The sequence below is a fragment of the Pyxidicoccus sp. MSG2 genome (assembly GCF_026626705.1).
Taxonomy (GTDB): Bacteria; Myxococcota; Myxococcia; order Myxococcales; family Myxococcaceae; genus Myxococcus.
The window spans coordinates 8,224,161-8,249,550 of sequence record NZ_JAPNKC010000001.1 but is presented as its reverse complement, the minus strand read 5'-3'; the positions used below and the strand labels follow the sequence as shown (position 1 = coordinate 8,249,550).

Annotated in this window: 19 protein-coding genes; 8 read left to right on the top strand and 11 right to left on the bottom strand. The window is 69.5% G+C overall.

Features of this window, described 5'->3' with window-relative positions:
- Window positions 1-26 precede the first annotated feature (26 nt).
- Window positions 27-1,052 carry a histone deacetylase gene (locus OV427_RS32415; protein WP_267860078.1) on the top strand — a complete coding sequence of 342 codons (1,026 nt, stop codon included), beginning with the start codon at window positions 27-29 and terminating at the stop codon, window positions 1,050-1,052.
- Window positions 1,053-1,070: 18 nt separating this feature from the next.
- Here the strand turns inward: OV427_RS32415 and OV427_RS32410 are convergent, their stop codons facing one another.
- Window positions 1,071-1,466, bottom strand: a complete 396-nt coding sequence (locus tag OV427_RS32410) for a response regulator (protein WP_267860077.1) — start codon at window positions 1,464-1,466, stop codon at window positions 1,071-1,073.
- Between the two features lie 248 nt (window positions 1,467-1,714).
- On the opposite strand from OV427_RS32410, the gene OV427_RS32405 reads away from it, so the two are divergent.
- Both OV427_RS32405 and pyrF read left to right on the top strand, forming a co-directional pair.
- Window positions 1,715-2,476, top strand: a complete 762-nt coding sequence (locus OV427_RS32405; RefSeq protein ID WP_267860076.1) for an SDR family oxidoreductase — start codon at window positions 1,715-1,717, stop codon at window positions 2,474-2,476.
- A gap of 33 nt (window positions 2,477-2,509) precedes the next feature.
- The gene (gene pyrF / locus OV427_RS32400; RefSeq protein ID WP_267860075.1) at window positions 2,510-3,376 is read left to right on the top strand and encodes an orotidine-5'-phosphate decarboxylase; all 867 of its coding nucleotides are present in this window, start codon (window positions 2,510-2,512) and stop codon (window positions 3,374-3,376) included.
- Window positions 3,377-3,452: 76 nt separating this feature from the next.
- Here pyrF and OV427_RS32395 read toward each other — a convergent pair whose 3' ends face one another.
- Together OV427_RS32395 and OV427_RS32390 are read right to left on the bottom strand one after the other, a co-directional pair.
- A complete protein-coding gene (locus OV427_RS32395) occupies window positions 3,453-6,026 on the bottom strand; it encodes a penicillin-binding protein 1A (RefSeq protein ID WP_267860074.1) in 2,574 nt (857 codons plus the stop codon).
- A gap of 24 nt (window positions 6,027-6,050) precedes the next feature.
- Window positions 6,051-7,016: an RluA family pseudouridine synthase gene (locus OV427_RS32390; RefSeq protein ID WP_267860073.1), complete on the bottom strand. Its 966-nt coding sequence runs from the start codon at window positions 7,014-7,016 to the stop codon at window positions 6,051-6,053.
- A 44-nt stretch (window positions 7,017-7,060) separates the two neighbouring features.
- On the opposite strand from OV427_RS32390, the gene OV427_RS32385 reads away from it, so the two are divergent.
- The 4 genes from OV427_RS32385 (at window position 7,061) to OV427_RS32370 (ending at window position 16,865) form a co-directional block, all read left to right on the top strand.
- Window positions 7,061-8,527: a pentapeptide repeat-containing protein gene (locus tag OV427_RS32385; RefSeq protein ID WP_267860072.1), complete on the top strand. Its 1,467-nt coding sequence runs from the start codon at window positions 7,061-7,063 to the stop codon at window positions 8,525-8,527.
- A 228-nt stretch (window positions 8,528-8,755) separates the two neighbouring features.
- Entirely contained in the window at window positions 8,756-9,829 is a 1,074-nt protein-coding gene (locus OV427_RS32380; protein WP_267860071.1) for a hypothetical protein, read from the top strand.
- An 86-nt stretch (window positions 9,830-9,915) separates the two neighbouring features.
- Entirely contained in the window at window positions 9,916-16,389 is a 6,474-nt protein-coding gene (locus OV427_RS32375; RefSeq protein ID WP_267860070.1) for an RHS repeat-associated core domain-containing protein, read from the top strand.
- Between the two features lie 8 nt (window positions 16,390-16,397).
- Window positions 16,398-16,865: a hypothetical protein gene (locus tag OV427_RS32370; protein ID WP_267860069.1), complete on the top strand. Its 468-nt coding sequence runs from the start codon at window positions 16,398-16,400 to the stop codon at window positions 16,863-16,865.
- Between the two features lie 35 nt (window positions 16,866-16,900).
- Here the strand turns inward: OV427_RS32370 and OV427_RS32365 are convergent, their stop codons facing one another.
- The 4 genes from OV427_RS32365 to OV427_RS32350 form a co-directional block, all read right to left on the bottom strand.
- Window positions 16,901-17,509 carry an MOSC domain-containing protein gene (locus tag OV427_RS32365; protein WP_267860068.1) on the bottom strand — a complete coding sequence of 203 codons (609 nt, stop codon included), beginning with the start codon at window positions 17,507-17,509 and terminating at the stop codon, window positions 16,901-16,903.
- Window positions 17,510-17,540: 31 nt separating this feature from the next.
- Window positions 17,541-18,518, bottom strand: a complete 978-nt coding sequence (locus tag OV427_RS32360; RefSeq protein ID WP_267860067.1) for an MBL fold metallo-hydrolase — start codon at window positions 18,516-18,518, stop codon at window positions 17,541-17,543.
- Between the two features lie 88 nt (window positions 18,519-18,606).
- A complete protein-coding gene (locus OV427_RS32355) occupies window positions 18,607-19,545 on the bottom strand; it encodes a DMT family transporter (RefSeq protein WP_267860066.1) in 939 nt (312 codons plus the stop codon).
- 76 nt (window positions 19,546-19,621) lie between these two features.
- On the bottom strand, window positions 19,622-20,605 hold the full coding sequence (locus tag OV427_RS32350; RefSeq protein ID WP_267860065.1) for a GNAT family N-acetyltransferase: 984 nt from the start codon (window positions 20,603-20,605) through the stop codon (window positions 19,622-19,624).
- A 124-nt stretch (window positions 20,606-20,729) separates the two neighbouring features.
- Between OV427_RS32350 and OV427_RS32345 the strand changes: the two genes are divergently transcribed.
- On the top strand, window positions 20,730-21,383 hold the full coding sequence (locus tag OV427_RS32345) for a cytochrome c oxidase assembly factor Coa1 family protein (protein WP_267860064.1): 654 nt from the start codon (window positions 20,730-20,732) through the stop codon (window positions 21,381-21,383).
- A 78-nt stretch (window positions 21,384-21,461) separates the two neighbouring features.
- Here OV427_RS32345 and OV427_RS32340 read toward each other — a convergent pair whose 3' ends face one another.
- From OV427_RS32340 to fsa, 4 genes are all read right to left on the bottom strand, one after another.
- A complete protein-coding gene (locus OV427_RS32340) occupies window positions 21,462-22,427 on the bottom strand; it encodes an electron transfer flavoprotein subunit alpha/FixB family protein (protein ID WP_267860063.1) in 966 nt (321 codons plus the stop codon).
- A 45-nt stretch (window positions 22,428-22,472) separates the two neighbouring features.
- A complete protein-coding gene (locus OV427_RS32335; RefSeq protein ID WP_267860062.1) occupies window positions 22,473-23,270 on the bottom strand; it encodes an electron transfer flavoprotein subunit beta/FixA family protein in 798 nt (265 codons plus the stop codon).
- 150 nt (window positions 23,271-23,420) lie between these two features.
- On the bottom strand, window positions 23,421-24,557 hold the full coding sequence (locus tag OV427_RS32330; protein WP_267860061.1) for an acyl-CoA dehydrogenase family protein: 1,137 nt from the start codon (window positions 24,555-24,557) through the stop codon (window positions 23,421-23,423).
- 163 nt (window positions 24,558-24,720) lie between these two features.
- On the bottom strand, window positions 24,721-25,389 hold the full coding sequence (gene fsa / locus OV427_RS32325; protein WP_267860060.1) for a fructose-6-phosphate aldolase: 669 nt from the start codon (window positions 25,387-25,389) through the stop codon (window positions 24,721-24,723).
- Window position 25,390: the final 1 nt, after the last annotated feature.

Sequence of the window (25,390 nt, the reverse complement as noted above, 5' to 3'; positions counted from 1 at the left end):
CGCCTGGATGCGTAAGGTTCTACGTGATGACCGCTACCCTGCTGCTGACCGACCCGCTCTTCCAGAGGCACGAACCGGGCCACGGCCACCCGGAGTCTCCCGCGCGGCTCCAGCGAATCCTGGGCGTGCTGGCCAGCGCGCCGGTGCCTGGCACGGTGATGGCGTCGCCCCGCTCGGCCACGGACGCGGAGCTGGCCTCGGTGCACACCCCGGAGCTGCTCGCCCGGCTGGAGCGCCTGAGCGGGCACGAGGCGCAAATCGACCCGGACACGCGGGTGTCGCCGGACAGCGTGGACGCGGCGCGCTTGGCGGCGGGAGCGTCGGTGCAGGCGGTGGAGGAGGTGATGAAGGGCCGCGCGCGCAACGCCTTCGCGCTGGTGCGGCCGCCGGGGCACCACGCCGAGCCGGACCGGGCCATGGGCTTCTGCCTCTTCAACAACGTGGCCGTCGCGGCGGAGGCCGGGCGCAGGCTGGGCGCCGAGCGCGTCCTCGTCCTCGACTGGGACGTCCACCACGGCAACGGCACCCAGGCGGCCTTCTGGGGCCGGCGCGACGTGCTGTACCAGTCCGTGCACCAGTACCCCTACTACCCTGGCACCGGCGCGGCCCCCGAGGTGGGCGTGGGTGAAGGCGAGGGCTACACCGTCAACATCGGCCTGCCCGGCGGCAACTCGGACGCCGACTACGGCATGCTCTTCGAGGAGCTGTTCCTCCCGGTGGCGGAGGCGTACCGGCCGCAGCTGGTGCTGGTATCCGCCGGCTTCGACCCGCACCAGCACGACCCGATTGGCGGCATGGACCTCACCGAGCGCGGCTTCGCGGCCATGTGCTCGGCGGTGAAGTCGCTGGCCGAGCGGGTCTGCGACGGCCGGCTCGTGCTGCTGCTGGAGGGGGGCTACTCGCTGGAGGGGCTGTCCCAGTCCGTGCACGCCTGCGTGGAGGTGCTCGCCGGCCGCAAGGACACCTTCCCCACCGGGCCCACGCACGCGGATGCGAAGCAGGCGTTGAGCGCCAGCCGCGAGGCGCTGCGGCCCTACTGGCCCATGCTGTAGGTCGGGCGGACCGCCTCCTCACGCATGCTGCGGCTGGGCCTGCGGGCGGCGCACATAGCGCGCCACGGTGCCCAGCAACTGGTCCAGGTCCACCGGCTTCTTGAGGTAGCCCGCCACGCCGAGCGCGCCCACGTCACGCGCGCTCACGCCCTGCCCGGAGACGACGACGACGGGCAGGGAGGCGAGCGCGGCATCGGCGAGCTGCAGCTCGCGGAACTCCCAGCCGCTGATGTCCGGCATCATCAAATCCAGCAGAATGACGGCCGGCCGCGCGCCCCGCCGCAGGAGGTCCAGCGCCTCGCGGCCACTGCGCGCGAGCAGCACGCAATAGCCCTCCATCTCCAGCACGTCCTTGAAGGCGAGCAGGATGTCGGCATCGTCATCGACCGCCATCACGCAGTTCCATGGCGCCATGCTCATGCCCTCCCCGGAGCCCATAAGGTGCGGCACGGGCAGTCCGCATGCCATCGACCTGGCGGCGCAGCCCCCGGCCACGTCCGAGGGCCCTGCCGGGCCTGACGCGCGCACGCCAGTCCACACACCCTGCCCCCCCGGGGAGGCACTCCCCACCGAGGGGACGACGGGGCGCCAGCCCTGACACGGATTTGTGTCCCACCCCGCGTCCAACCGTGCGAGAAGCCAGACGCACGGAGGAGCACAGCATGGCGGAGATGAGCTACCGGACGGCGCTGGTGACGGGCGCCTCGAGCGGCCTGGGACGCGGGCTGGCGCTGTGGCTGGCCAAGCGGGGCCTGCGCGTGTTCGCCGCCGGACGGAGGATGGCCCAGCTGAAGGCCCTGTCCGCCGAGGCCCAGGCGGCCGGCGCCACCGTGGAGCCCCTGGAGCTGGACGTCACCCAGGCGGACGCGACGCTGGAGCGCATCCGCGAGCTCGACGGCGAGTGCGGCGGGCTGGACCTGGTGGTGGCCAACGCGGGCGTGGGCGGCGTCACCCACGGCAAGCGCCTGCAGTGGGAGAAGGTCCGCGCCATCATCGACACCAACGTCACCGGCGCCACCGCCACGCTGACGGCCGTGCTGCCACAGATGGTGGAGCGGCGGCGCGGGCACGTGGTGGGCATCTCCAGCCTCGCGGCGTACCGGGGGCTCGCGGGCCATGCGGCCTACTCCGCGTCCAAGGCGTACCTCGCCACCTTCATGGAGAGCCTGCGCGTGGACCTGGGCGGCACCGGCGTGCGCGTCACCTGCGTCTACCCCGGCTTCGTGAAGAGCGAGATGACGGCGAAGAACGACTTCCCCATGCCCTTCCTCATGGAGACGGACGCCGCCGTGGAGCTGATGGGCAAGGGCATCCTCCGCGGCGACACGGAGCTGACCTTCCCCTGGCAGCTCGCGCTGCCCACGCGCCTCGTGAAGGTGCTGCCCAACCCCCTCTTCGACGCCGCCGCGCGCCGGCTGCGCTGAACGTCCCCCACCCGCTTTCCCGGAGGCAGACCGGTGACCACGCTCCCCCCGTCCTTCTCCCACAACTTCCACGCCCTCGCCGACCAGCGCTCGCCGTTCTGCCTCGGCATCGACCCGTCGAAGGACTTGCTCACCCGCTGGGGGCTGCCCGACACCGCCCAGGGCCTGCGCGACTTCTGCGACCGCCTGGCCGACGCCGCCGGTGACAGGGTGGCGCTGGTGAAGCCGCAGAGCGCCTTCTTCGAGCGGCACGGCCCGGACGGCCTGAAGGTGCTCCAGCACGTGATGAAGCGCTTCAAGCAGCAGGGCGCGCTCACGTTGCTGGACGTGAAGCGCGGGGACATCGGCTCCACCATGGACGCATATGCGCAGAGCCTCTTCGGCCCGAACAGCGCGTATCAGGCGGACGCCGCCACGTTCTCCGCGTACCTGGGCTTCGGCGCCCTGGTGAAGACGCTTGAGCTGGCACGCGCGGCCAGCGCCTTCGCCTTCATCGTGGTGCGCTCGTCCAACCCGGAGGGCACGTCGCTCCAGACGGCCACCGGCGCCGACGGCCGCACCGTGGCGGAGGCCCTGGCCGACGGCATCCGCGAGGTGAACGAGCAGCCCGGCCCGGGCGCGCCGCCGGTGGTGGGCGCCGTCATGGGCGCCACCCTCCCCGACAGCGACAGGGGCGTCGTGGAGCGGCTCGGCGGGACGCTGATGCTCACGCCCGGCATCGGCGCGCAGGGCGCGGGCTTCGACGACTTGAAGCGCCTGTTCACCGGGCGCGAGCTGCAGGTGGTGCCCACCGCCACGCGCTCCGTGCTGGAGGCGGGCCCGGACGCCGCTTCGCTGCGCGACGCGCTGGAGCGCCACCTGGAGCCCGCGCGCCGCTTCCGCGACGGCGCGAAGCGCTGAGCCGGTGAAACACGAAGGCCCCGCGCCCTCCAGGTGAGGGGCCGCGGGGCCTCTGTGATTCAGCTTCGAGTCGGCGTTACTGCGCGCCCATCATGAACTGGTCCACGTCGACCTGGTTCTTGTCGGGCACGGCGTCCTTGGGCTCGGTGCCCTTCTTGAAGAACATCAACTCCGAGCCCTTGGCGCCCGGCGAGGCAATCTTGCCGGTCTTCTTGTCGATGTAGAGCCGCACCAGGTCCATGGACTGCCACGGGAAGAACTCGGACTGGGGCCGGCCCTCCAGCGCGCGCTTCATGTAGTTGAGCCAGATGGGCAGCGCCGCGCGGCCGCCCGTCTCGTAGCGGCCCAGCGGGTGCGGGTTCAGGTCGTAGCCCACCCACGCCACCGTCACGAGGTCTCTCGTATAGGCGGCGAACCACGCGTCGAAGGAGTCGTTGGTGGTGCCCGTCTTGCCCGCGGCGGGCTTGCCCAGCCGGGTGGCCGGACCGCCGGTGCCCTGGAGCACCACGCCGCGCAACAGGTGCGTGAGGATGAAGCCCGTCTCGGGGGCCATCACCTGCTCGCCGGGCTCGAAGAGGCGCGCGTAGCCGGCGGCCACGCGGTCCTGCAAGGGCGCCCACGGGTCGTCGAAGGCGGTGTGGTCCTCCAGCGTGCGGCCCCAGCGGTCCTCCACCTTGCGGATGAAGTACGTGGGCTTCTTGCGGCCGTAGCGGTTGAAGGTGGCGTACGCGTTGGCCAGGTCGAACGGGTACACGCACGACGAGCCGAGCGCGGCGGAGAAGTCCATGTTCATGGGCGTGGTGAGGCCGAGCTTCTGGCTCCACGCGGCCATGTTCTTCACGCCCACCGCGGCGAACGTCTTCACCGCGGGGATGTTCATCGAGTTGACGAGCGCGGTGCGCAACAGCACGTCACCGACGAATTCCTCGCTGTAGTTCTCCGGCTTCCACGACACCTTGTTGTCCGGGTCGTGCTCCACAATCGGCGAGTCGACGATGACGGTGGCTTCCGTCCAGTTGAGCTGCTCCAGCGCCGCCGAGTAGACGAAGGGCTTGAAGGAGCTGCCCGGCTGGCGGCAGGCCTGGAACGCGCGGTTGAACTCGTTGTCGTCGAAGTCGTACCCGCCCACCATGGCGGTGAGGTACTGGCGGTGGGGGTCGATGGAGACGAGCGCGCTCTGCGCCTCGGGCGTCTGCTCCAGGCGGAAGAGCTTCACGCCCTCCTCCGGAATCTCCTCGGCCAGCTTCTTGTCCCACTGCTCCTTGTCGTCGGTGAGGTCCTTCTTCGTCACGTGGCGCACCACGATGACGTCGCCCACGGTGATGGCCTTCTTCACCGACGTAATCATCATCGCCGGGTAGTAGCCCTCGGGGTTCACCTTGCGCGCCCAGCGCATGCCCAGCAGCGGCAGCCGGCCGGTGTGCGGGCCCACCTGCACGTCCGCGCCCTTGCCGTCCCCGTCCACCGAGGTGACGACGGCGACATAGAGCCGGTTGTCCACCAGCTCCTGCTTGCCCATGGACTTCTTCGCGCCCTCCAGGAAGGAGGTGATGGCCGCGGGAGACGCGAGCTGCTGCACCGGCCCGCGCCAGCCCTGGCGCTTGTCCACGGAGAGCAGGCCGTCCAGCACCGCGTCCTGCGCGGCGCGCTGGCGCTCGCTGTCCATGGTGGTGAAGATCTTGAGGCCGTCCTTGAGCAGCACGGGGTTGCCGTACCGGTCCACCACGTCCTTGCGGACCTGCTCCACGAAGTACGGCGCGAACTCGTGGAAGACGTCCTCCACCGGGAACACCTTCACCGGCTCGGCGTTGGCCGTGTCGTGCTCGGCCTGCGAAATCATGCCCTCGTCCAGCATGCGGCGCAGCACGTAGGAGCGACGCTTGCGGGCGGACTCGGGACGCAGGAACGGCGAGTAGCGGCTGGGCGCCTGCGGCAGGCCGGCGATGAGGGTCATCTCCCCCAGCGTCAAATCCCGCACGTCCTTGCGGTAGTAGTTCTCCGCCGCGCTCTGCACGCCGTAGCTGTGGTGCCCGAGGAAGACGTTGTTGAGGTAGAGGTAGAGAATCTCCTCCTTCGTCAGCGACTGCTCCAACCGCAGGGCGAGGATGGCCTCGCGCACCTTGCGGGTGAGCGTCTTCGCGGTGGCGGACTTGTAGCCCTCCGCGGAGATGAGGACGGCCTTCGCCGTCTGCTGCGTGAGGGTGGAGCCGCCCTGCACGCCGCCGGCGCGCAGCCCCAGCTTGGCGGTCACCGTCTTGAAGCCGGCGCGCGCGGTGCCCAGCACGTCCACGCCGAAGTGGTCGAAGAAGCTGGAGTCCTCGCTGGCGATGAAGGCCTGGACGAGCCGCTTCGGAATGCGCTCGTACGGAACCACCTTGCGGCGCTCGTTGTAGAACTCGCCGGCCAGCACCGCGTCGTCGGTGTAGACCTCGGTGACGATGGGCGGCCAGTACTCGTCCACCTTGGGGATGGCGGGCAGCCCGTCCGAGTACACGTAGTACACCGCCGTCACGGCCAACACGGCGGCGGTGGCCCCCGTCAGTGCCAGCCACCCGGCGGCCTTGAGGAGGAACTTCCACCAGCGCCCGGGGGGAACGCCGTCGAGCACCAGCTTCGAGCGGCTGCGGTCAGTCGTCTTGGGGTCGGCCATACGCGTTTCGGAACCTTGCGGGCTTCAGGGCACCAGTGCGGCCCGCTTGAGCACGTCCCTCAATTCCGGTGGGAGGGGGGCCTCCACGGCCACCTTCACACCGCCTTCGGGGTGCGGAAATTCAATGCGCTCGGCGTGCAGGAACAGACGTTTCAGCCCCCAGCGCGCCCGCACGTCGCGGTTGAAGGCGAAGTCTCCGTACTTCTTGTCACCCGCCACCGGATGTCCGATGGCGGCCAGATGCCTTCTTATCTGATGGGTGCGCCCCGTCTCGATGGAGCAGGACAGGAGCGCTGCGTCGCCCGACTGCTTGACGACCTTCCACCGGGTGAGGGCCTCCTGCATGTTCACCCCACGACGGGCCTTGGACTCGGCCGTCTGCTGGTGCTCCGACAGGGGCAGGTCGATGACGCCCGAGTCCTTGGGCATCTTTCCCTTCACCAGGGTGAGGTAGCGCTTCTTGGACAGGCCGTGGGTGAAGACCTCGGTGAAGTGCACCATCGCCGGGCGGCGCTTGGCCACCAGGATGACGCCGGAGGTCTCCCGGTCCAACCGGTGGGCCGGAGAGGCGGTGAAGTCGTTGCGGACGGCCTTGGGGCCCAGGTAGGCGCGCACGTAGTCCACCAGCGTTCCGCCGGTGATGCCGCTGCCGGTATGGACGGCCATGCCACTGGGCTTGTCCACGGCCATGAGCCAGTCGTCCTCCTTCAAGATGACCAGCCGGCTGGGGTCCACCGGCGGGGGCGGGGGCTTTGGACGGTCCGATTTCGGACGGTCGTCGGCCGTGAGCTGCTGCTCGTCGCCGCGGATGGTGAGCACGTCTCCCTCGGCTAGCAACTGCTCAGGCTGGGCGCGCTTTCCATTCACCCGCACCTTTTTGGTGCGAATCATCTTGAAGAGGTGGCTCACCGGAACATTGGGGAGCCGCTTGCGCAGGAGCTTGTCCAGCCGCATCCCGGCGGTGTCGGCTTCGATTCGGTACTCGATCATTTGTGCTGGCGCCGCGACCAGACCATACGAATAATCCCGGGTCCATGGCGAAAGCCCCGAGTATCGAGAAGCTTCTTCAGAGTGGTTCGGCGGAATGGAACCGGATGCGCAAGTCCGGCCAAGTCTCAACCGACCATACCGGCGCAACCTTTACCCAACTGTTCTCCGCCAACACGGACCTGTCCGGCCTGGGCCTCATCGGCTCCGAATGGGAGCGGTGTGACCTCTCCAAGGTCAACTTCCGGGACGCGGACCTGTCCAATGCCTACTTCCACGGCGGGCGGCTCCAGGACTGCGACTTCCGGGGGGCCAACCTGGAGGGGGCCACCTTCGAGAAGTTGAAGCTCCTGCGCTGCGACTTCACGGGCGCCCGAGGCCTGGACGACGTGGAGATGGACGACGTGGACATGGACCGCGTCGTCGGTCTGGACGGCGAGGAGGCCCCGCCTCCCCCGCCGCCCCCGGCCCAGGGCATCACCGCGTTCACCCGCGAGCAGCGCGAGAAGGCGCTGGGCCAGCAGGCCGCCGCGATGATGCAGGGCGAGCCGAGCGGCGACGAGCTGCCGCCCTTCCGCCCGCAGGACCCGCCGGGCTCGCTCTTCTTCCGCGCGCTCAAGCGCATGGCCATGCCCCCGCTGTGGGTGCTGGACGTGCCGGGCCTGCGCCCGCTGCTGCCGCAGCGGCTGCCGCCGGGCAGCTCGCTGGAGACGCTCTACCGCGAGGCGGTGAAGACGCGGCTGGAGAACAAGAAGCCCGCCGCGGACCCGGGCGTGGTGGAGCGCGCGCAGAAGGCGCTGCGGATGGGCGCCAAGGACGCGGCCGTCGCGGCCATGTACCTGCGCGAGGTGGGCGTGGTGCCGCTGGCCCGCTTCTCCGCGGCGCAGGTGCTGAAGGGCGGGCTGCTGGAGGAGGTCCAGGTGGATGACCTGACCGGCTCCATCGACCCGCGCACCACGGGCGCGCTCCTGGAGCTCCGGCTGACGCACGAGGTGGTGGAGCACCTGCAGGAGGCGCGGCGCCGGCTGGCGGCCACGCAGCTCTACACGTCGCTGCTCGAGGCGGGCTTCAACCCGGAGAACAACTGGGACGAGGCGCTGGAGTCGAGCGACGCGGCGATGGAGCTGGCGCAGGCGGCCACGGGCGAGGACCGCAACGCCCTCTTCGAGGGCTTCCAGGTCTTCGCCGCGCTGCCGGAAGAGGCGCGACTGCGGCGGCTGGCGTACCTGGCCGAGTCCGTGTCCAACCTGGAGCTGGTGAGCCGGCTGCCGGAGGGCATGGAGCCGGCCTGGATGAACGGCCCGGAGACGCGCGAGTGCCATGACCGGGAGATGACGTTCGTCCAGGCGCTGAAGGCCCAGGACATCCCCGCGAAGGTGCCGGCGCTGGCGAAGGCGGAGCTCGGCGTGCCCGAGGGCGAGGTGCCCGAGGACAGCGACGACGACCTCTTCGTCCACGTGCGCTGTGACGTGTGTGGCAAGGAGAAGCTCATCGTCCAGTCGCCGGACGTCTGACGGACCGGTGAAGGACGTGCCCCGCGGGGCCGCTGTGCTCGGGAGCTTCCCGGGCCTGGCGGCCCCGTGGTGTTTCTGGAGGGCGGCCTCCGGTACGCCGAGGGCTCCGCGGAAGGACGCGTCGAGCGCCGTCACGCTCCCATCACTCCGCCTTGGTACGGGTAGTCGCATCGGGTTCCGGATGGCGTCCATCCGGCCCATGGCCTCATTCACGAAGGCGCCCCGTCCATGTCTCGAGCGCAGACGCTGACCGTCGTCCTCCTTTCCATCCTGGCCCTCGGGCTGCTGCCACGCGAGGCGGCCGCCCGGTGCACGGACGGTGAAGTCGTCACCACCACGATGGCCAACGGCTGCACCTCCAGGAAGGTCTGCGTCGGCGGCGGGTATCAATCGGAAGGCTGCGACGCCACCGGCACCGGGACCTGCACCGGGTGCGGAGGCCGGGCGGGCGTCGGGGCCTGCACCGCGTCCTGTGAAGTCACCGGCTGCAACGTCGGCCCCGAGCTCTGCAACAACTGCGACGACAATGGGGACGGCGCCATCGACAACAGCTGGAGCGGCTCCAACATCGTCCCCCTGTCGGAGTCCTGCAACCCGAACGCATGCAGCCAGGCGGGGACGAGGACCTGCATCTCCGGCGCCTGGACGGCCTGCTCGGGCTGCGGGGGCACCGCGGCCTGCCTGGGCTGTGGCAACAAGTCCGGCACCCGGGCCTGCGCCTCGAACTGCTCCGCCGCGCCGCTGTGCAACGTGGGCGCGGAGACGTGCAACAACTGCGATGACGACGGAGATGGGCTGGTGGATGAGAGCCTGACGCGCAACGCCTGCACCAGTCAGGCGGGATGCGGCGGCATCGAGACCTGTGCCAGTGGCCAATATGTGTGCCGGTTCCAGGCGGGCACGCGCCGCTCCTGCATGGAGCTGGCGAGCAACTGTCCCGGCTCGACGGCGGAGTGCCGCGCGGATGGCAGCTCCGGTCCCTGCCAGCCCGCCACGGCGGGTCCGGAGGTCTGCAACTCCTGCGATGACGACCTGGATGGCATCGTCGACAACGCCCCTGGCGGGGCCTTCGGCAGTGTGACGCGGCCCTGCAGCAACTCGGTGGGAGCGTGCCCTGGCGTGCACCAGGTGTGTGAGCTGCGGGCCAGCAATGGAGGGGCCTGGCTCGACAACCGGTGGGGCATCTGTGTGGGACCGCCGGAGACCTGCAACGGCGAGGACGACGACTGCGACGACGGCATCGACGAGGGCGACGTCTGCCGTCTCGAGAGCAGCCCTGCCTGCGTCATCCCCGCGGACTGAAGCGCCGCGTCCGTCTCGCTGGAACTCGTGCCCACCGGCGCGCGCGAAGGCGCGGGGCGCCCTTTTGGAAATCTGGAGGAAGTTCGATGAAGCAGCTGCTCGTAGCGACGGTGGTGTCCGCCTGGGTCTTCGGCGCCTGTGGACCGGGCGATGGCACGCCGGAGAAGGCCCGGGAGCAGGCGCCCGGGGTCCAGCGCCAGCCCCTCACCCTCCCGGCGGAGGTCCTCCTGCCGACGGAGGTCGCGGAGGGCGGATACGCCGCGGGCAACGTCGACAGCGTCTCGGGCGTGAGTCCGGACGGGCAGGCCACCTACACGATTCCCCTGTGGGTGCCCGCGGGCCGCGCCAGCATCCAGCCGGACCTGTCACTGCGCTACGTCGGCAATGGGGGCAACGGACCGCTGGGAATGGGCTGGAGCCTGTCCGGCACGTCCCGCATCACCCGGTGCAGGAGGACGGTGGTCCAGGACGGCGCCGCGGAGCCCGTCACCTTCACGGCGGCGGATGCCTTCTGCCTCGACGGCCAGCGGCTGGTGGCGGTGCAGGGCGCCTACGGCGCCGCCGGCACCGAGTACCGCACCGAGATGGACAGCTTCGCCAAGGTGGTCTCCCTGGACACGGACGCGATGGGACCCGCCTTCTTCCGCGTCTACCTCAAGGACGGCAAGGTCCTCACCTACGGCCAGCTCAACGGCTCCACCTTCACGGGTGAGCGCATCCGCGTCGCGCCCGCGGGCGACACGGACTTCAGCACGACGCGTGACGGGCTGGCCCACCGCTATGCGTGGGCGCTCGCGCGGATGGAGGACCGCAGCGGCAACTTCCTCTCGCTGCACTACACCGTGGAGGACGACGCGGCCCATTCCGGCTACGAGCACCTGCTGACGCGTATGGAGTACACGGGCTCGTCGATGGGAGCCGGGGCGCCCCCGAAGCGCTTCGTCTCCTTCGAGTACGAGGCCCGGCCGGACGCGAGCACGCAGTTCGTCTCCGGCTTCAAGCTCCGGACCCGCAAGCGCCTCAAGGCGCTGAGGATGCACGGGCCCCGGCCGGATGCACCGGGCCTCCTGCGCAGCTACGTGTTCACCTACTTCCAGGCCACCTTCCATGGCAGCAGCGAGCTGAGGACCGTCAGCGAGTGCGATGGGAGCGGGGTCTGCAAGCGGCCTCTGGCCTTCCTCTATTCCCAGCCCGGCCTCACCCTGTCTGAAATCGACACCGGTGCGACCGACCTGACGGACCATGCTGGCGTCTCGAGCGACCGCGACATCTGGATTCTCCAACCCGCGGACGTGGATGGCGACGGGCGGGACGACCTAGTCTACCGCAAGGCGACCGGCACGTACGACGCGTCCAATGGCGCCGCCTTCTTCAAGTGGGTGGTGCGGCAGACCCTGCCGTCGGGCACGGGCGTTGGCGCGCCCATGGACCTGGCGCTTCCGGTGACGTGCGCCTCCCCCATGGAGGGGGAGAACGGCCGCTGGTTCGACCTCAACGCGGACGGCCGCACCGACGTCAGCATCGTGCAGAAGTTCGGCTGCGGCCCACCGCCTCCGCGTCAGCTCAACAACTACCTGGGCGGCAGCGGCGGCTTCGCGCAGCAGGGCACAGGCGAAGCCGGTGACGTGAGGTTCGCGGACCTGGAGGGAGACGGAGCCGTGGAGGTCCTCCAGGTGCTGTACCAGCCCACGGGGCTGCCGCAACTCTCCTACCGTCCCAACGCGGGGGGAGTCCTGCAGTCCTTCCTGCCCGTGAATGCCTCGCTCTGGAGCGACAACATCGGCTTCACGCTGGACCTGAATGCCAGCGGGCGGATGAGCCTGCTCATCACCGACAAGACGGGGGTCGTCTCCCCGGTGGGCCAGCGCTACTGGGCCGTGGAGAAGCGCAACGGCGTCTTCACGAAGCAGGAGACCACGCTCGTCCGCACCGACGTCAACGAGAAGGTATACGTGTTCGCGGACGTCAACGGCGACGGGCTGCCGGATGCCCTCCGCTCCCCCCTGGCCGGTGGCGACATCGAAATCCTGCTCAACACCGGTAACGGCTTCGCCGCGCCGGTGGCGCAGAACCTGCCGGACTTCGCGAAGCCGAGCGACTGGTCGAAGGACAATGGCGTGCGCGTCCTGGACTACGACCTGGATGGACGCGAGGACCTGATGCTGATGGACGCGCGGCCGGGGCTGCAGAGCCCCGTGGTGCTGCTCGCCCGGGACACCGGCTTGAGCCCCTACGTGCCCCCCATGCCGGTGGGAAGGACCACCCCCGCGGGCTACGTCCTGTCCCAGGTGCTCGACGTGAATGGGGACGGCATGACGGACATGGCCCAGGTGGTGAACGGCACGCTGCGCATCTACAAGCGCACGGGCCCCATGCCGGGGCTGCTGGTGCGGGCCGAGGACGGCCTGGGGGCCGTCACCACGTTCCTCTACAAGACGCTCAGCGACGCCACGGTGTACCAGCCCGGCACGGGGTGCGGCCTGTCGCGGGCGTGCGTCCGCAAGGGCCGCTGGGTGGTGTCCGAGCACCGGGTGGACGCGGGCGAGGGACAGCCCGCGCGCGCGAAGCAGTTCTTCTACCAGGACGGCCGGGTGGACCTCGCCGGCAGGGGGTGGCTGGGCTTCGCGACGGTGGTGACCACCGACGTGCAGACGGGGGCTGTCATGCGCACCGAGTACGACCACCAGACGAAGGTGGGCACCCACTATCCCCGGGCCATGAAGCCGGTCCACGAGACGATGGAACTGGTGGACAACGGCTGGCGCACCGTGCGCGAGCGCTCGCTGGTGTACCGCAGCACCACGCGCCCGGGCACGGACGGAGTCTCGAAGGTGGTGACGCTCCTTCCCTCGACTGCGCGGGAGACGGAGCTCGTCCATGCGCAGGGAGCCCCCACCACCTCCGGCTTCTCGCGCACCACGGACACGACCTGGCAGTACGACGACCTCTACGGGAACCTGCTGTCGAAGACCCAGCAAACCCTGGGCGGCGACGAGGGGAGCTGGAGCGCCACGTACTCCAACACCCCGTCGACGTGGCTCGTGGGCCTGCCCACCCGCGTCCAGGAAGAGAGCACGGTGGGCGGAGTGTCCACCACGCGCGCACGGCGCCTCGAGTACGCCCCCGGCACCGGGCTGCTCGACAGGGAAATCATCGAGACGGGTGAGGCTCAGACGGAGCTGACCACCACCTTCGTGCGGGACGCGGACGGGGTGGTGTCCCAGGTGAAGCGCGAGGCTCCCGGGTTGCCGGCGCGCATCACCACCTACGGACATGACCCGGTGGACCGGACGACCCCGGCCTGGATGACGAACGCCGCGGGCCACACCGTGGAGTACGCCTACCACGCAGGCCTGGGCGTGCTGGCCGCCAGCGTGGACGAGAACGGCGTGCGGACGGAGTGGAAGTACGACGGCTGGGGCCGGCTGCGCAAAGAGGACGGCCCCACGGACGCGGACACCACGGTGAGCTACACGCACGACGACGTTCCGGGGCAGGTCTTCCAGGTGCACGCGAGGATGGCGGGCGGGCAGGAGACGTGGACGGGGTATGACCGGCTGGGACGGGCCGTGTCGAGTCGCAGCCGCGGCTTCGACACGAACGCCTTCGTGGACATCTCTCAGGTCTACAACGGGCTGGGCCAGCTCGCGGAGGTCCGCACGCCCAACCCGCGCGGCGGGACGCGGCCGGTGACGACGGCGTACCAGTATGACCTGCTGGGCCGCACCGTCCGGGTGACGAAGCCCGACGGCAACACCCTCATCACGAGCTACGAGGGCAGGCCCGAGGGCATCTGGACCCGCACCGTCGACGAGAAGGGCAACGTCCGCCGGCTGCTGGTGGACGCGAACGGCCGCACGGTGCGCAGCGAGGACGAGAAGCAGCCGGGGGTCGTGGTGGCGACGACCTATGAGTACGGGCCCTTCGGCCTGCTTCGCCGGAGCCTCGACGAGGACGGCAACGCGGTGGTGATGGAGTACGACCGGTGGGGCCGCAGCACGCGGCAGGTGGACCCCGACTCGGGCGAGGACATCACGCGCTACAACGCCTTCGGCGACGTCGTGGAGACGCGGGACGGCAACGGCGATGTCACCGTGTACGAGCCCGACGTGCTCGGCCGGGTGGTGCACCTCACCGGCCCGGATGGCGAGTCCGTCTTCCAGTGGGACCAGGGAGCCCACTCGCTGGGGCGGCTGACCGGCAGCACGCGCAAGGGAGACCCGACCACCACGCTGGACGACATCAGCGTGGTCCACACCTTCGACGCCCTGGGACGGCCCTCCACGGAGACCTGGAGCGTGGGCGGCCCGGGCGGCACGGCGCCGCAGGTCCATGTCTTCGAGCAGAGCTACGACGCGACCTACGGGCGTCCCTTGCAGGTGACCTACCCGGACGTGAATGGCCACAGGCTGAAGGTGGAGTACGGATACACGGACTGGAGCGGCCGGCTCAACGTGGTGAAGGAGCCGGGCGCCAGCGGAAGGGTGTATTGGCGCGCGGACGCCGTCACGCCGTCGGGACAGCTCGCCCAGGAGACATACGGCAACGGCGTGGTGACGCGGCGTCTCTACGACGTGCAGGGGCGGCTGCGCTTCATCGACTCCAAGCTCCAGCCCGGCGGCACCCCCATCCAGGGACTGGCCTACACATACGAGGCCAACGGCAACCTGCGCGGCCGGTTCGACCGGTTGTCGAAGACCTCCGAGGACTTCGCCTACGACGCGCTGGACCGGCTGACGCGCTGGACGGTGACGCAGGCCTGCCGCACGTCGGTGCTGGAGTACGGCTACGACGACCTGGGCAACCTGTTGTCGCGCACGGTGCCGCAGGGCACGGGCGTGGCCGGCACGTACACCTACGGAGCGGGGACGGCGGGGCCGCACGCGGTGACGGGCTCGAGCGAGGGCACCTACCACTACGACGACGCCGGCAACCAGGTGGAGGCTCCGGGCCGGCAGGTGCAGTACACGGGCTTCCGCCTGCCCGCGTCGGTGACGGATGGCGCCCTCACGGTGTCCTTCCGCTACGACGCGCACAACCGCCGGACGGTGAAGACGGGCTCGGACGGCTCGGTGACGATGTACCTGGGCGGGCTGTACGAGCGGCGCAAGGCGCCGGACGGCACCGTGACGCACATGTTTCAGGTGATGGGTGCCAGACGCTCCGTGGCGCAGGTGCAATGGAAGGAGGTGGGGGCGACGGTGGAGGAGCAGTGGCTGTACCTCCATCCGGACCACCTGGGCTCGGTGGAGACGGTGACGGACGCCACCGGCGCCGTGGTGGGCCGCTCGAAGTACGAGCCCTTCGGGCAGCGCCGCCGGCCGGACGACCTGACGGTACCGCAGACCGCGGTGTCCGGGACGGTGAGGAACGGCTTCACGGGGCACGAGCATGACGACGAGCTGCGCCTCATCAACATGCGCGGACGCATGTATGACCCGCAGCTGGGCCACTTCCTCAGCCCGGACCCCTTCGTCCAGGCCCCGCTCTTCAGCCAGTCCTTCAACCGCTACAGCTATGTCTTCAACAACCCGTTGAGGTTCACGGACCCGTCCGGCTTCGTCGCCACGGAACGCGTCTGGTACTACGACAGTTGGTACGGCGGATGGGTCTCCCGAGACATGGCGGGAGGAACCCCCGCGTCATCCCGGTCACCGGACATCGGGCAGGGCGGCGGCTTCTTCGAGCACATGCCTGGCTACGACGTGCCCTTCCACACGACTCCGTCTGCTACGCCAGAGACGGGTTCCGACAACTCGGGCTGGGGTGGCTCGGGATCAGCGCAGAACAATGAAACCGTCGTGCGTGCCCCCAGATACGACCCCGGGACAGATAGTATTGAGGCAAGCCTGCTGTACTATCGGCTCACGCAGTTCTTCGCCGGCACGACGATGGGAGTCAGCGCGGGGCTCCTGCCTTTCGGGTACATGCTGCCGCTTCCCGAAAACATGTCGAGGGAGGGGCGCCTGGGCTTTGGAGTGGGCATGGGCGCCGCGAGCCTCTACGAGCTGTACCAGGGACTCAGCGCCATCATCGGCGGCGTGAGTGCGATGACAGGGGGCGCTGGGGGAACCGTCGCCACGGGTGGCCTCGCCGCCGTGCTGGGTATCCCCCTGGCGCTTGCCGGCGCTGCCTCGGTGACCGTCGGCGGGGTGATGGTGGTCGACGCGGGCGGCAAGGGAGCCAAGGCGCTGGACATCCTCATGATGTCCAACGAAACAGAAGGGAGCGGGGGCGGCGATAAGTACAAGGAACTTGTCGACAAGCTCGATGCCACTGGAGTCAAACCCACCCAACGCGCTGACGAGACCAGTGCCAAGAAGGTACAGAACTTCATCGAAAAGATGAAAAGTCCCAAGTGGAACTGGAATGGCGGACGCAAGATCGTCATCGACGAGCAAGGCAGAATCATCGATGGCCACCACCGTTTCCTTGCCGCACAGATTCAAGGAATACCAATCCCAGAAAACGCCATCTGCCGAGTGCCGAGTCGAATGTTCCACTTCGAGGACGCGCTCCCGGCCTCTTGGAGCGAGACACTCCCACCTGGGCTCTTCTAGGAGAAAACATGGGGTTCGAAGCCTTCAGAGCCATCGCCGTTCCAGACAAGATCCACATCAGCCAACTCCACAAGACACTCAACCGCGCACCGTTCAGGCACCTCTCCAGCGACAGTCCTGGCTGGGATTACTTTGAGTACCGAGACAGCTCACACATCATTGAACTGGAGCTCGATCCCGATGGAGAGCTCTCGTTCAGATTTGCCCTCTGCCAACCCGGAACAGTTGATCAGGCACTCCTCGAGATGATTTCCGCACTGGGGAGCCAGTCATCCGCCCTCATCAAGCTCATCGGGCAGCCCCCTGGTTCGGACACAGCGACTGAATTCCTGCCGCCCTACAATGGGCTTCAATCAGCCCTGTTCAATGCCATCAAGACAAGAAGAGACAGATGGCAGGCGGCATTCGGAAGCACGACCGCTGTGCTCACGTGCGCTGAAGCCGTCGAGAGATTCATGCTCGGCTCGGAGCATTGATTGCTGCCGTTCCTGCTTCATATGAACGAGCAGCGTCAATCCTCCCGTTCCTTCCGGCTCGTTGCGTCGGGCAGCACGTACGTCACGGGCCGGGGCAGCATCACCCGCACCTCGTCGCCCGCGCGGAGGAGGCCAGGGCGCTCCACCCAGGCCACGAGGCCCCGGCGCTGCCACGCGGCCTTCACGAAGCGGCTCGCGAGCTTCTGCATGTCCGGGTAGTGCGCTTCAATCACGCGCCCGGGGCCGGTGCAGGGGTCGTTCTCCCCTTCCACCGCGAGCACCGCATCCCCGGGGAAGAACAGCCGCGTCCCCGGCGGGAGCTGCGTCAGCGTGGGCACGCCCGCCACTTCCAGGTTGGCTCCCAGCCATGAGGCCAGCACCTTCGGCACGCCCAACGTCTGCGCCACCTGGGCCAGTTCCTCCGTGGACACCAGCGACAACTGCCGCGTGTTGCGGATGGGGGTGCCCTTGGGGAACCACGGCGTGCGCACGTCCGCGGCCCGCGTCAGCCCCGCGTGCCTGTCTCCCTCGATGCCCTCGAAGGAAACCTTCGTCTCCGCCAGCTCGCGGGTGACGAAGCTCTTCTTCTCGGTGCACACGAGGACACGCACGGTACGTCCGGACAGCTGCGGGGTACGGGCCATGGCGCTTTTCTAACCCGGCACGTCCGCCCTGTCAGAGCAGGGTGAGCTGCTGCGGCTTCCCTCCGAGCGGGCGCGCGTCGATGCCGGCGTCCCGCAGCGCCTGCGCCAGCTCCTCCGCGAAGCCGTGGCAGGTGATGACCTCCTTCGCGCCCGTCGCCTTCGCGTAGGACACCAGCGAGGGAAAGTCCGCGTGGTCCGACAGGGGGAAGGCCACGTCCGCGCCGTAGCGAAAGGCCGCGCCCCGGTCCACCGCCCAGCCCGTCAGCACCGCCGTGGCCCTGGGCCACAGCGCTGACAGCGCCCCGCCGCGCGCCTGGTGCGGAGGAATGAAGAGCACCTCGCCCGGCTCCACCTTCCCGCTGAAGAGGCGCATGTTCTCGATTGGCACGCCCAGCTCCGCGTAGAGCTGCGCCACCTCGTAGATGGACGCATGCGCCACCAGCGGGAAGCCCCGGCCGGCGAGGTACTTCATCGCCTCCTGGCTCTTGCCCAGCGGATAGCCGAGCAGCACCGGCACCGCGCCCCGCTCGAGCTGCTTGCGAATCCATTCCTCCACCTGCCCCAGCACCTCCGCGCGCGGTGGGAAGCGGTAGCGCGGGTGGCCGAAGGTGGACTCGATGACGAGCGTGTCGCACTCGGCCACCTCCGTCGCCTCGGCGGTGAGCGAGGGCGCGACGTTGAGGTCACCCGTGTAGACGATGCGCTTCCCATCCGAGCGGATGACCCGCAGCTGCGCGCTGCCGAGGATGTGGCCCGCGGGCAGCAGCTCCAGCACCAACGGCCCCAAATCGAAGGGCTGACGGTAGGGCACCGCGAGCGGCGCATTCACCGGGCCCAGCCGGTGCGTCATGAAGCGCAGCGTGGCCGCCGTGGCGATGGTGCGCTCGTGCCGGGCGATGTGGTCCGAGTGGCCATGGCTGACGAAGCACAGCGGAGACTTCCGCTTCGCATCCAGGGACAGGGGGGTGCCCGTCAGGTGCATCCCGTTTCGCCGCAGCTCCACACTCATGGGAAGGGCCAGAGGTATAGCGCGTCCTGGCGGCGCGGGCCCTCCTCACTCTTGCCCACCGCGCCCGGCCGGCCGCCAGGCAGGCCCACTACACCGCGCGCGAGCGCCACCAGCCCCACGCCGCCGCGCCCACGTCGGACACCAGCACGCCCAGGAGGATGAGCCCGCCCCCGGCCCACTCGCGCGCGCCGAGCACCTCGTAGCCCAGCGCCACCGAGCAGGCCGCGGCGTACACCGGCTCCATGGAGTAGAGGACCGCCGCCCGCACCGCCGAGGTGCGCGCCTGTCCCCACGTCTGCACGCAGATGGCCAGGGCGCTGGCCAGCACGCCGCACACCAGCACCGCCGCCACGAAGGATGGATTCCACTCCACCCGCCGCGTCACGAAGGGCAGGCACAGCGCGGACAGCAGCGCCACGCCCCAGAGTTGCACCGCGACCAGCCCCATCACCCCCTCCTTCGGCGCGTACCGCTCCGTGAGGGTGATGTGGAACGCGTACGCCACGGCGCAGCCCAGCGTCATCACGTCGCCCAGCGCCAGCCCGCCGCCCTCCCCGCCGGTGCTTCCGGTGTCCGGCCGCGTGAGGAAGTAGAGCCCCACCGCGGCCAGCACCACCCCCAGCAGCGACGTGACTTTCGGCACCTGCTTGAAGAGCACCAGCGACAGCAGCGGGACGAACACCACGCTCATCCCGGTGATGAAGGCCGAGCGCGACGGCGTGGTGAGCGTGAGCCCCACCGTCTGCAGCGTGAAGCCCACGAAGAGGAAGGCGCCCAGCACCGCGCCCCGCCGCAGGTTGACGGGGCGCAGCACCTGCCGCCCCGCCAATACGCTCAGCACGCCCGCGCCCACGAGGAAGCGCAGCGTGAGGAAGGTGAACGGGTCCCCATGCCCCAGTGCGTCCTTCACCACCACGAAGGTGACGCCCCAGAGGAGGGTGACGAGGGCCAGGGGCCCATCCGCCTGGAGCCGCTGCGTGCGCTCCGGGCGGGGGGCGTCGAGGGTGTCGGGAGTCGAGGTGATCACGGCGAGCTACGGGATGAAGAAGAAGGTGACGCCGAGCATCTGGCCTACCCGAGGGAATAACGCAACCCCCGCCCCGTCACTGCGCCAGTTCCCGCTCCAGGACCACCAGGGCCTTGGCCCGACCCGCCGCGTCCCACGCCTCGTTCGCCTGCCGGGTCAGCTCCGCGGGCGCGGGCCGGAAGCCCAGCCTCGCGAAGGTCTGCAGCGAGGCGGTGTTGTCATCGTCCACGTCCGCCTGGACGCGGACCTCGCCCTGGCGCCGCGCCTCGTCCAGCAGGCAGCCCAGCAGCCGGGTGGCCACGCCCATGCGCCGGACCTGGGGCGCCACCACGAGGGAGCGCACCCAGACACCGTCCAGCGGCAGCGCCTCCTGGCGGTACGCGTCCACCCAGGCGAAGCCGCGCATGCGCCCCTCCGCGTCGAAGGCCCCGGCGGCGGCCCCACGCCGGGCGGGCGCGTCCAGCCCCCACCGCTCGCGGAGCTGGCGGCGCAGGAAGCTGGTGGACACCACCAGCCGCTCACCCGCGAAGGCGAGCAGCGCGTCCAGGTCTCCGGCCCGCAGCAGCCGCACCTCCAGCGGCCCCACCAACCGGCGCCGGAAGGGTCTCGACCAGCCGGAGAAGAAGAAGTCCCGCACGCGCCGGTAGACTACCCGGCCTCCAGGCCTCGCCCACACCGCCGCCAGCGTCCGCTGCGTCATCCACAACGCCGGCCGGAAGGGCCGGGGCAGCGGTACCACCCATTCCCCGCGCTTCACCGCCACCACCCGTCCCAGCGTCACCCCGGCCGGCGTGTCCGCGCCCCCCAGCAGCGGGGCCGTCCGCCATGGGCGAGTGGACACCACCACGTGCGCCACCAGCTTGCGGCCCTGCCTCAGGAGCGCCACATCCCCCCGCGCCAGGGCGCCGGGCCCGCAGCGCAGCACGCGCACCGCGTCCCCGGCGCGCAGCAGGGGGTGGAGGCTGCCGCCCACGCCGTGCACCCACAGCCGCTGCCCGGGAGGCAGCGCCTCCAGCACACCCAGCAGGACTTCGGTGGAAGGGGTTTTCCGAGACGACATGTCCCTGGCCTTCGAATTTCGTGGCTGACACCGGCCCGTGCGGGTTTCTACCGCGCCCCGCCCGGGCCCGATATGAGGGGGTTCCCGCGCCTGTCATCTGTGCGCACGAAGGAAGGACGAGTCCATGGACACGGTGCCCGAGGGTTCCCTGGTGCCCCAGCGGGGCTGGTGGAGTCGCAACTGGAAGTGGATGGTCCCCGTGGGGTGCCTGGGCATCGTGGCCTCGTGTGGCTGCCTGGGCGCCGTCCTCGCCTATGCGGGCTTCTCGTCGCTGTCGAAGATGGGGGCGTACACGGAGGCGGTGGCGATGGCCACCGGCGATGCGGAGGTGCAGCGCGCGCTCGGCGCGCCCATCGACCCCGGGCTGCCGAGGCAGTCCTCCGTAAGCTCGAACAACGGCCGCACCGAGGCCCGCTTCACCATTCCCCTCGACGGCCCCAAGGCGGACGGCACGCTGCAGGTGGACGCGGAGCAGTCCGAGGGCGGCGCGGAGTGGCACTACCGCAAGCTCGCCGTGGAGGTGGAGGACGGCACCGTCATCGACCTGCGGGACGACGCGCCCTCCGCGGAGCCCGGTGAAGACGAGCCTGGAGATGAGCCCGGTGACGGGCCCGGAGAAGAACCCGGTGACGAGCCCGGGGAGGACGGGATGCCGCCCCCCACGCCGAAGCCGCCCGTCCCTCCGGAGCCGCCCTTCGGCGCCGAGCCGCCCGGTCGGGACTCGGACGCGCCCAACGAGCACGGGAAGCAGAAGGGCGACAGCGACATCGAGCTGTAGCCCCAAAGCGAAGGGGCGGCGCGGGGAGAGTCCCCACGTCCGCCCCTCGTGATTCGGAACCGGCGTACCGGCGGCTGGCTACTTCAGCTTGGCCAGCTCGGTGCGCAGCTCGGGCAGGACCTTGAAGAGGTCCGCCACGATGCCGTAGTCCGCCACCTGGAAGATGGGGGCCTCGGGGTCCTTGTTGATGGCGACGATGGTCTTCGAGCTCTTCATGCCCGCCAGGTGCTGGATGGCGCCGCTGATGCCGGCCGCGATGTAGAGCGCCGGAGCCACCACCTTGCCCGTCTGGCCGACCTGCAAGTCGTTGGGCACCCAGCCCGCGTCGCACACCGCGCGGGACGCGCCCACCGCGGCGCCCAGCTCGTCCGCCAGCGCCTCAATCTCCTTGAAGTCGCCCTTGGTGCCGCGGCCGCCGGAGACCACCACGCGCGCCTCGGTCAGCTCGGGGCGGGCGCTCTTCACTTCCTTGAAGTCGACGAACTTCGTCTTGGAGGCCTCCACCTTCGGGGTGAAGGTCTTCACCTCGGCGGCGCCCTGGCCACCCTGGGCGGCGGTGAACTCGGTGGCGCGCAGGGTGAACACCTTCACCGGCGTGGTGAGCTTCACCTCGGCGAAGACGTTGCCGGCCCACATGGGGCGGCTGAAGGTGACGTCGGCCCCGCCGCCGTTGAAGGCCATGACGTCCGTGGCCATGGCGGCGCGCAGGCGCGCGGCCAGACGCGGCATCAGGTCCTTGCCCTGCGCCGTGGAGGCCATGCCCACGTAGTCCGCCTTCAGCTCCTGGGCCAGCGCGGCCAGGGCCGGGGCGTACGTCTCGGCGAGGTAGTGCTCCAGCTCGGCGGCGGCGCCCACGTGCACGGCCTTGGCGCCGTAGCCCTTGAGCTCGTCGGCGACCTTGCCGGGGTCCTTGCCCACCAGGGCGACATGAAGCTCGCCACCGGCCTTGTCGGCCAGCTGCTTGCCGGCGCCAATGGCGTTGAAGGTGGCCTTGCGAAGGTGCCCGTCCGGCTGCTGCTCGGCGATGATGAGAACGATTGGCATCTGCGTGACTCCGTAATCTCTAAGAGGTTCGAATCCGGGTTCGAATCAGACGACCTTCGCCTCGTTGTGGAGCTTCTCCACCAGGGCCGGCACGTCGGCGACCTTGATGCCCGCCTTGCGCGCGGGAGGGGCCGACATCTTCAGCACCTGGATGGCCGGCGTGACGTCCACGCCCAGCTTGGCCGGCGTCAGCTCCTCAATCGGCTTGCTCTTGGCCTTCATGATGCCGGGGAGGCTGGCGTAGCGCGGCTGGTTGAGGCGCAGGTCGGTGGTGACGATGGCGGGCAGCTGGCACTCCAGCGTGGCCAGCCCGTTGTCCACTTCGCGAACCACGCGCACCGTCTTGCCGTCGGCGCCGACGACGAGCGCGGGCACCTTGTTCTTCTCCTGCTCGCTCTCCAGCGACTCCACCTTGGAGGCGAACGTCGCCTGGCCCCAGCCGAGGAACTCGGCGAGGTACTGGCCCACCTGGTTCTGGTCATCGTCGATGGACTGCTTGCCGAGGACGACCATGTCCGGCTTCTCCTTCTCCACGACCTTCTGGAGCAGGCCGGCGATGCCGAGCTGGTCCAGGGGGCCGGTGTGGTTCACCCACACCGCGCGGTGGGCGCCCATGGCCAGGGCGTGCCGGAGCTGCTCCTGCACCTCCTTGCCGCCAATGGACACCACGACGACTTCGCCCTGGTGCTTCGCGACGAGGCGCAGCCCCTCTTCGACACCAATCTCGTCGAAGGGGTTGATCTTGTACTTGAGCCCCTCCTGCACGATGCCCGAGCCATCCGGCTTGACCTTGATCTTCGACTCGGGGTCTTCCACGCGCTTGGCGGTGACGAGGATCTTCACGGTGGTGCTTCTCCTTACCGGGAGACGATTGAAGTCTGCGAAACAGTCCGCGAGGGCCGGGTTGACGCGGCGCGCGAACAGTCAGGGTTAATAGGCATCCGGGAGTCACGGCGGCAACGGGAAACGGCCGCCGGCCCCAGTTCCGCTTTTCTACTTGAACAGTTCGCGAGCGATGACGAGCCGCTGGACCTGGCTGGTGCCCTCGTAGACCTGGATGAGCTTGGCGTCGCGCATCAGCTTCTCCACGGGGTAGTCCTTGATGTAGCCGTAGCCGCCGTAGACCTGCACCGCGTCGGTGGCGACCTTCATGGCCATGTCCGCGGCGAAGCTCTTGGCGTAGCTGGACTGGAGGGTGTTGCGCTTGCCCTCGTCCAGGAGCCACGCGCTCTCGTAGGTGAGCATGCGGGCCGCGTGGGTGTTCATGGCCATGTCGGCGATCATGAACTGGATGGCCTGGTGCTCGATGATGGGCTTGCCGAACGTCTTGCGCTGGCTGGCGTACTCCATGGAGTACTCGAGCGCGGCGCGGGCGATGCCCACGGAGAACATGGCGGTGAGCGGGCGGCTGTTGTCCAGCGTGGCCATGGCCACGGCGAAGCCCTGGCCCTCTTCACCGATGCGGTTGGCCACCGGGACGCGCACGTCCTCGAAGGTCAGCGACACCGTCTCGCTGGCGCGCTGGCCCATCTTGTTCTCGTGCTTGCTGGGGGTCAGGCCCTTGGGACGGCCCTCCACCACGAAGCACGTAATCCCCTTGTGCTTCTTCGCCTTGTCCAGCGTCGCGAACACCGTGTACTGCTCGGCCTGGCCGCCGTTGGTGATGAAGCACTTGGCGCCGTTGAGGACGTAGTGGTCCCCCTCGCGGCGCGCGGTGGTCTGCATGTTGGCCACGTCGCTGCCCGCCTCCGGCTCCGTGAGGCAGAAGGACGAGAACTTCACCCGCTCGGAGAAGTGGCCCAGCAGGCGCTTCTTCTGGTCCTCGGTGCCGTGGAGGATGATGGGCAGGTTGGCCAGGTCGTTGGCGATGATGGACGTCGCCACGCCGGCACAGCCCCAGCTCAGCTCCTCCGCGACGATGACCTGCTCCAGGTGGGACAGGCCCACGCCGCCGTACTCGGAGGGGATGGCCATGTTCAACAGGCCCAACTCCCACGCGGTGGACAACAGGTCCCTGGGGAAGGTGGCCGTCTCGTCGTAGTGCGCGGCCTTGGGGCGCACCACCTCGCGGGCGTACTTGCGCGCCGCTTCCTGGAGTGCGCGCTGGGCGTCGGTGAGCTGGAATTCCATGCGATTCCTCGTGACTCGGGCTGCTCGTTGATTCGGAAGTCAACGAATACATGCCGCGCCGCGAAATCGCCAGTCCCATGCGCTGCCCGGGGTGGGGAGGAGTTGCTCCCACACCCCTGGGGTGGCTCCCGAAGGGACGAGGCCCGTCCGGGAGCCGGGCGGGCTACTTCCCCGCCTGGGGCTTGGAGGCCTTGGGAACCTTCTCCCAGTCGGCCAGGAACTTCTTGATGCCCGCGTCGGTGAGCGGGTGCTGGGCCAGCTGGGCGATGACGCTGAAGGGCAGCGTGGCCACGTCCGCGCCCATGCGGGCGGCCTGGAGGACGTGCACGGGGTTGCGCACGCTGGCCACCAGCACCTGCGTGGTGAAGTCGTAGTTCCGGTAGATCTCCAGGATGTTGGAGATGAGCTCCATGCCGTCCTGGGAGATGTCGTCCAGCCGGCCCACGAAGGGCGAGATGTACGTGGCGCCCGCCTTGGCGGCCAGCAGGGCCTGGTTGGCGGAGAAGCAGAGCGTGACGTTGGTGCGGATGCCCTCGGCGGTGAACACCTTGACGGCCTTCATGCCCTCCACGCCCATGGGAACCTTCACGACGACGTTGTCGTGAATCTTCGCGAGGCCGCGGCCTTCCTTCACGAGCTCGTCCGCCTCCAGCGAGACGCACTCGGCGCTGATGGGCCCGTCCACGATGGAGCAGATTTCCCGGATGGTCTCCTCCAGGGGCCGCCCCACCTTGGCGAGGAGCGACGGGTTGGTGGTGACGCCGTCCACGCAGCCCATTGCATGGGCCTTGCGGATCTCCTCGACGTCGGCGGTGTCGATGAAGAACTTCATC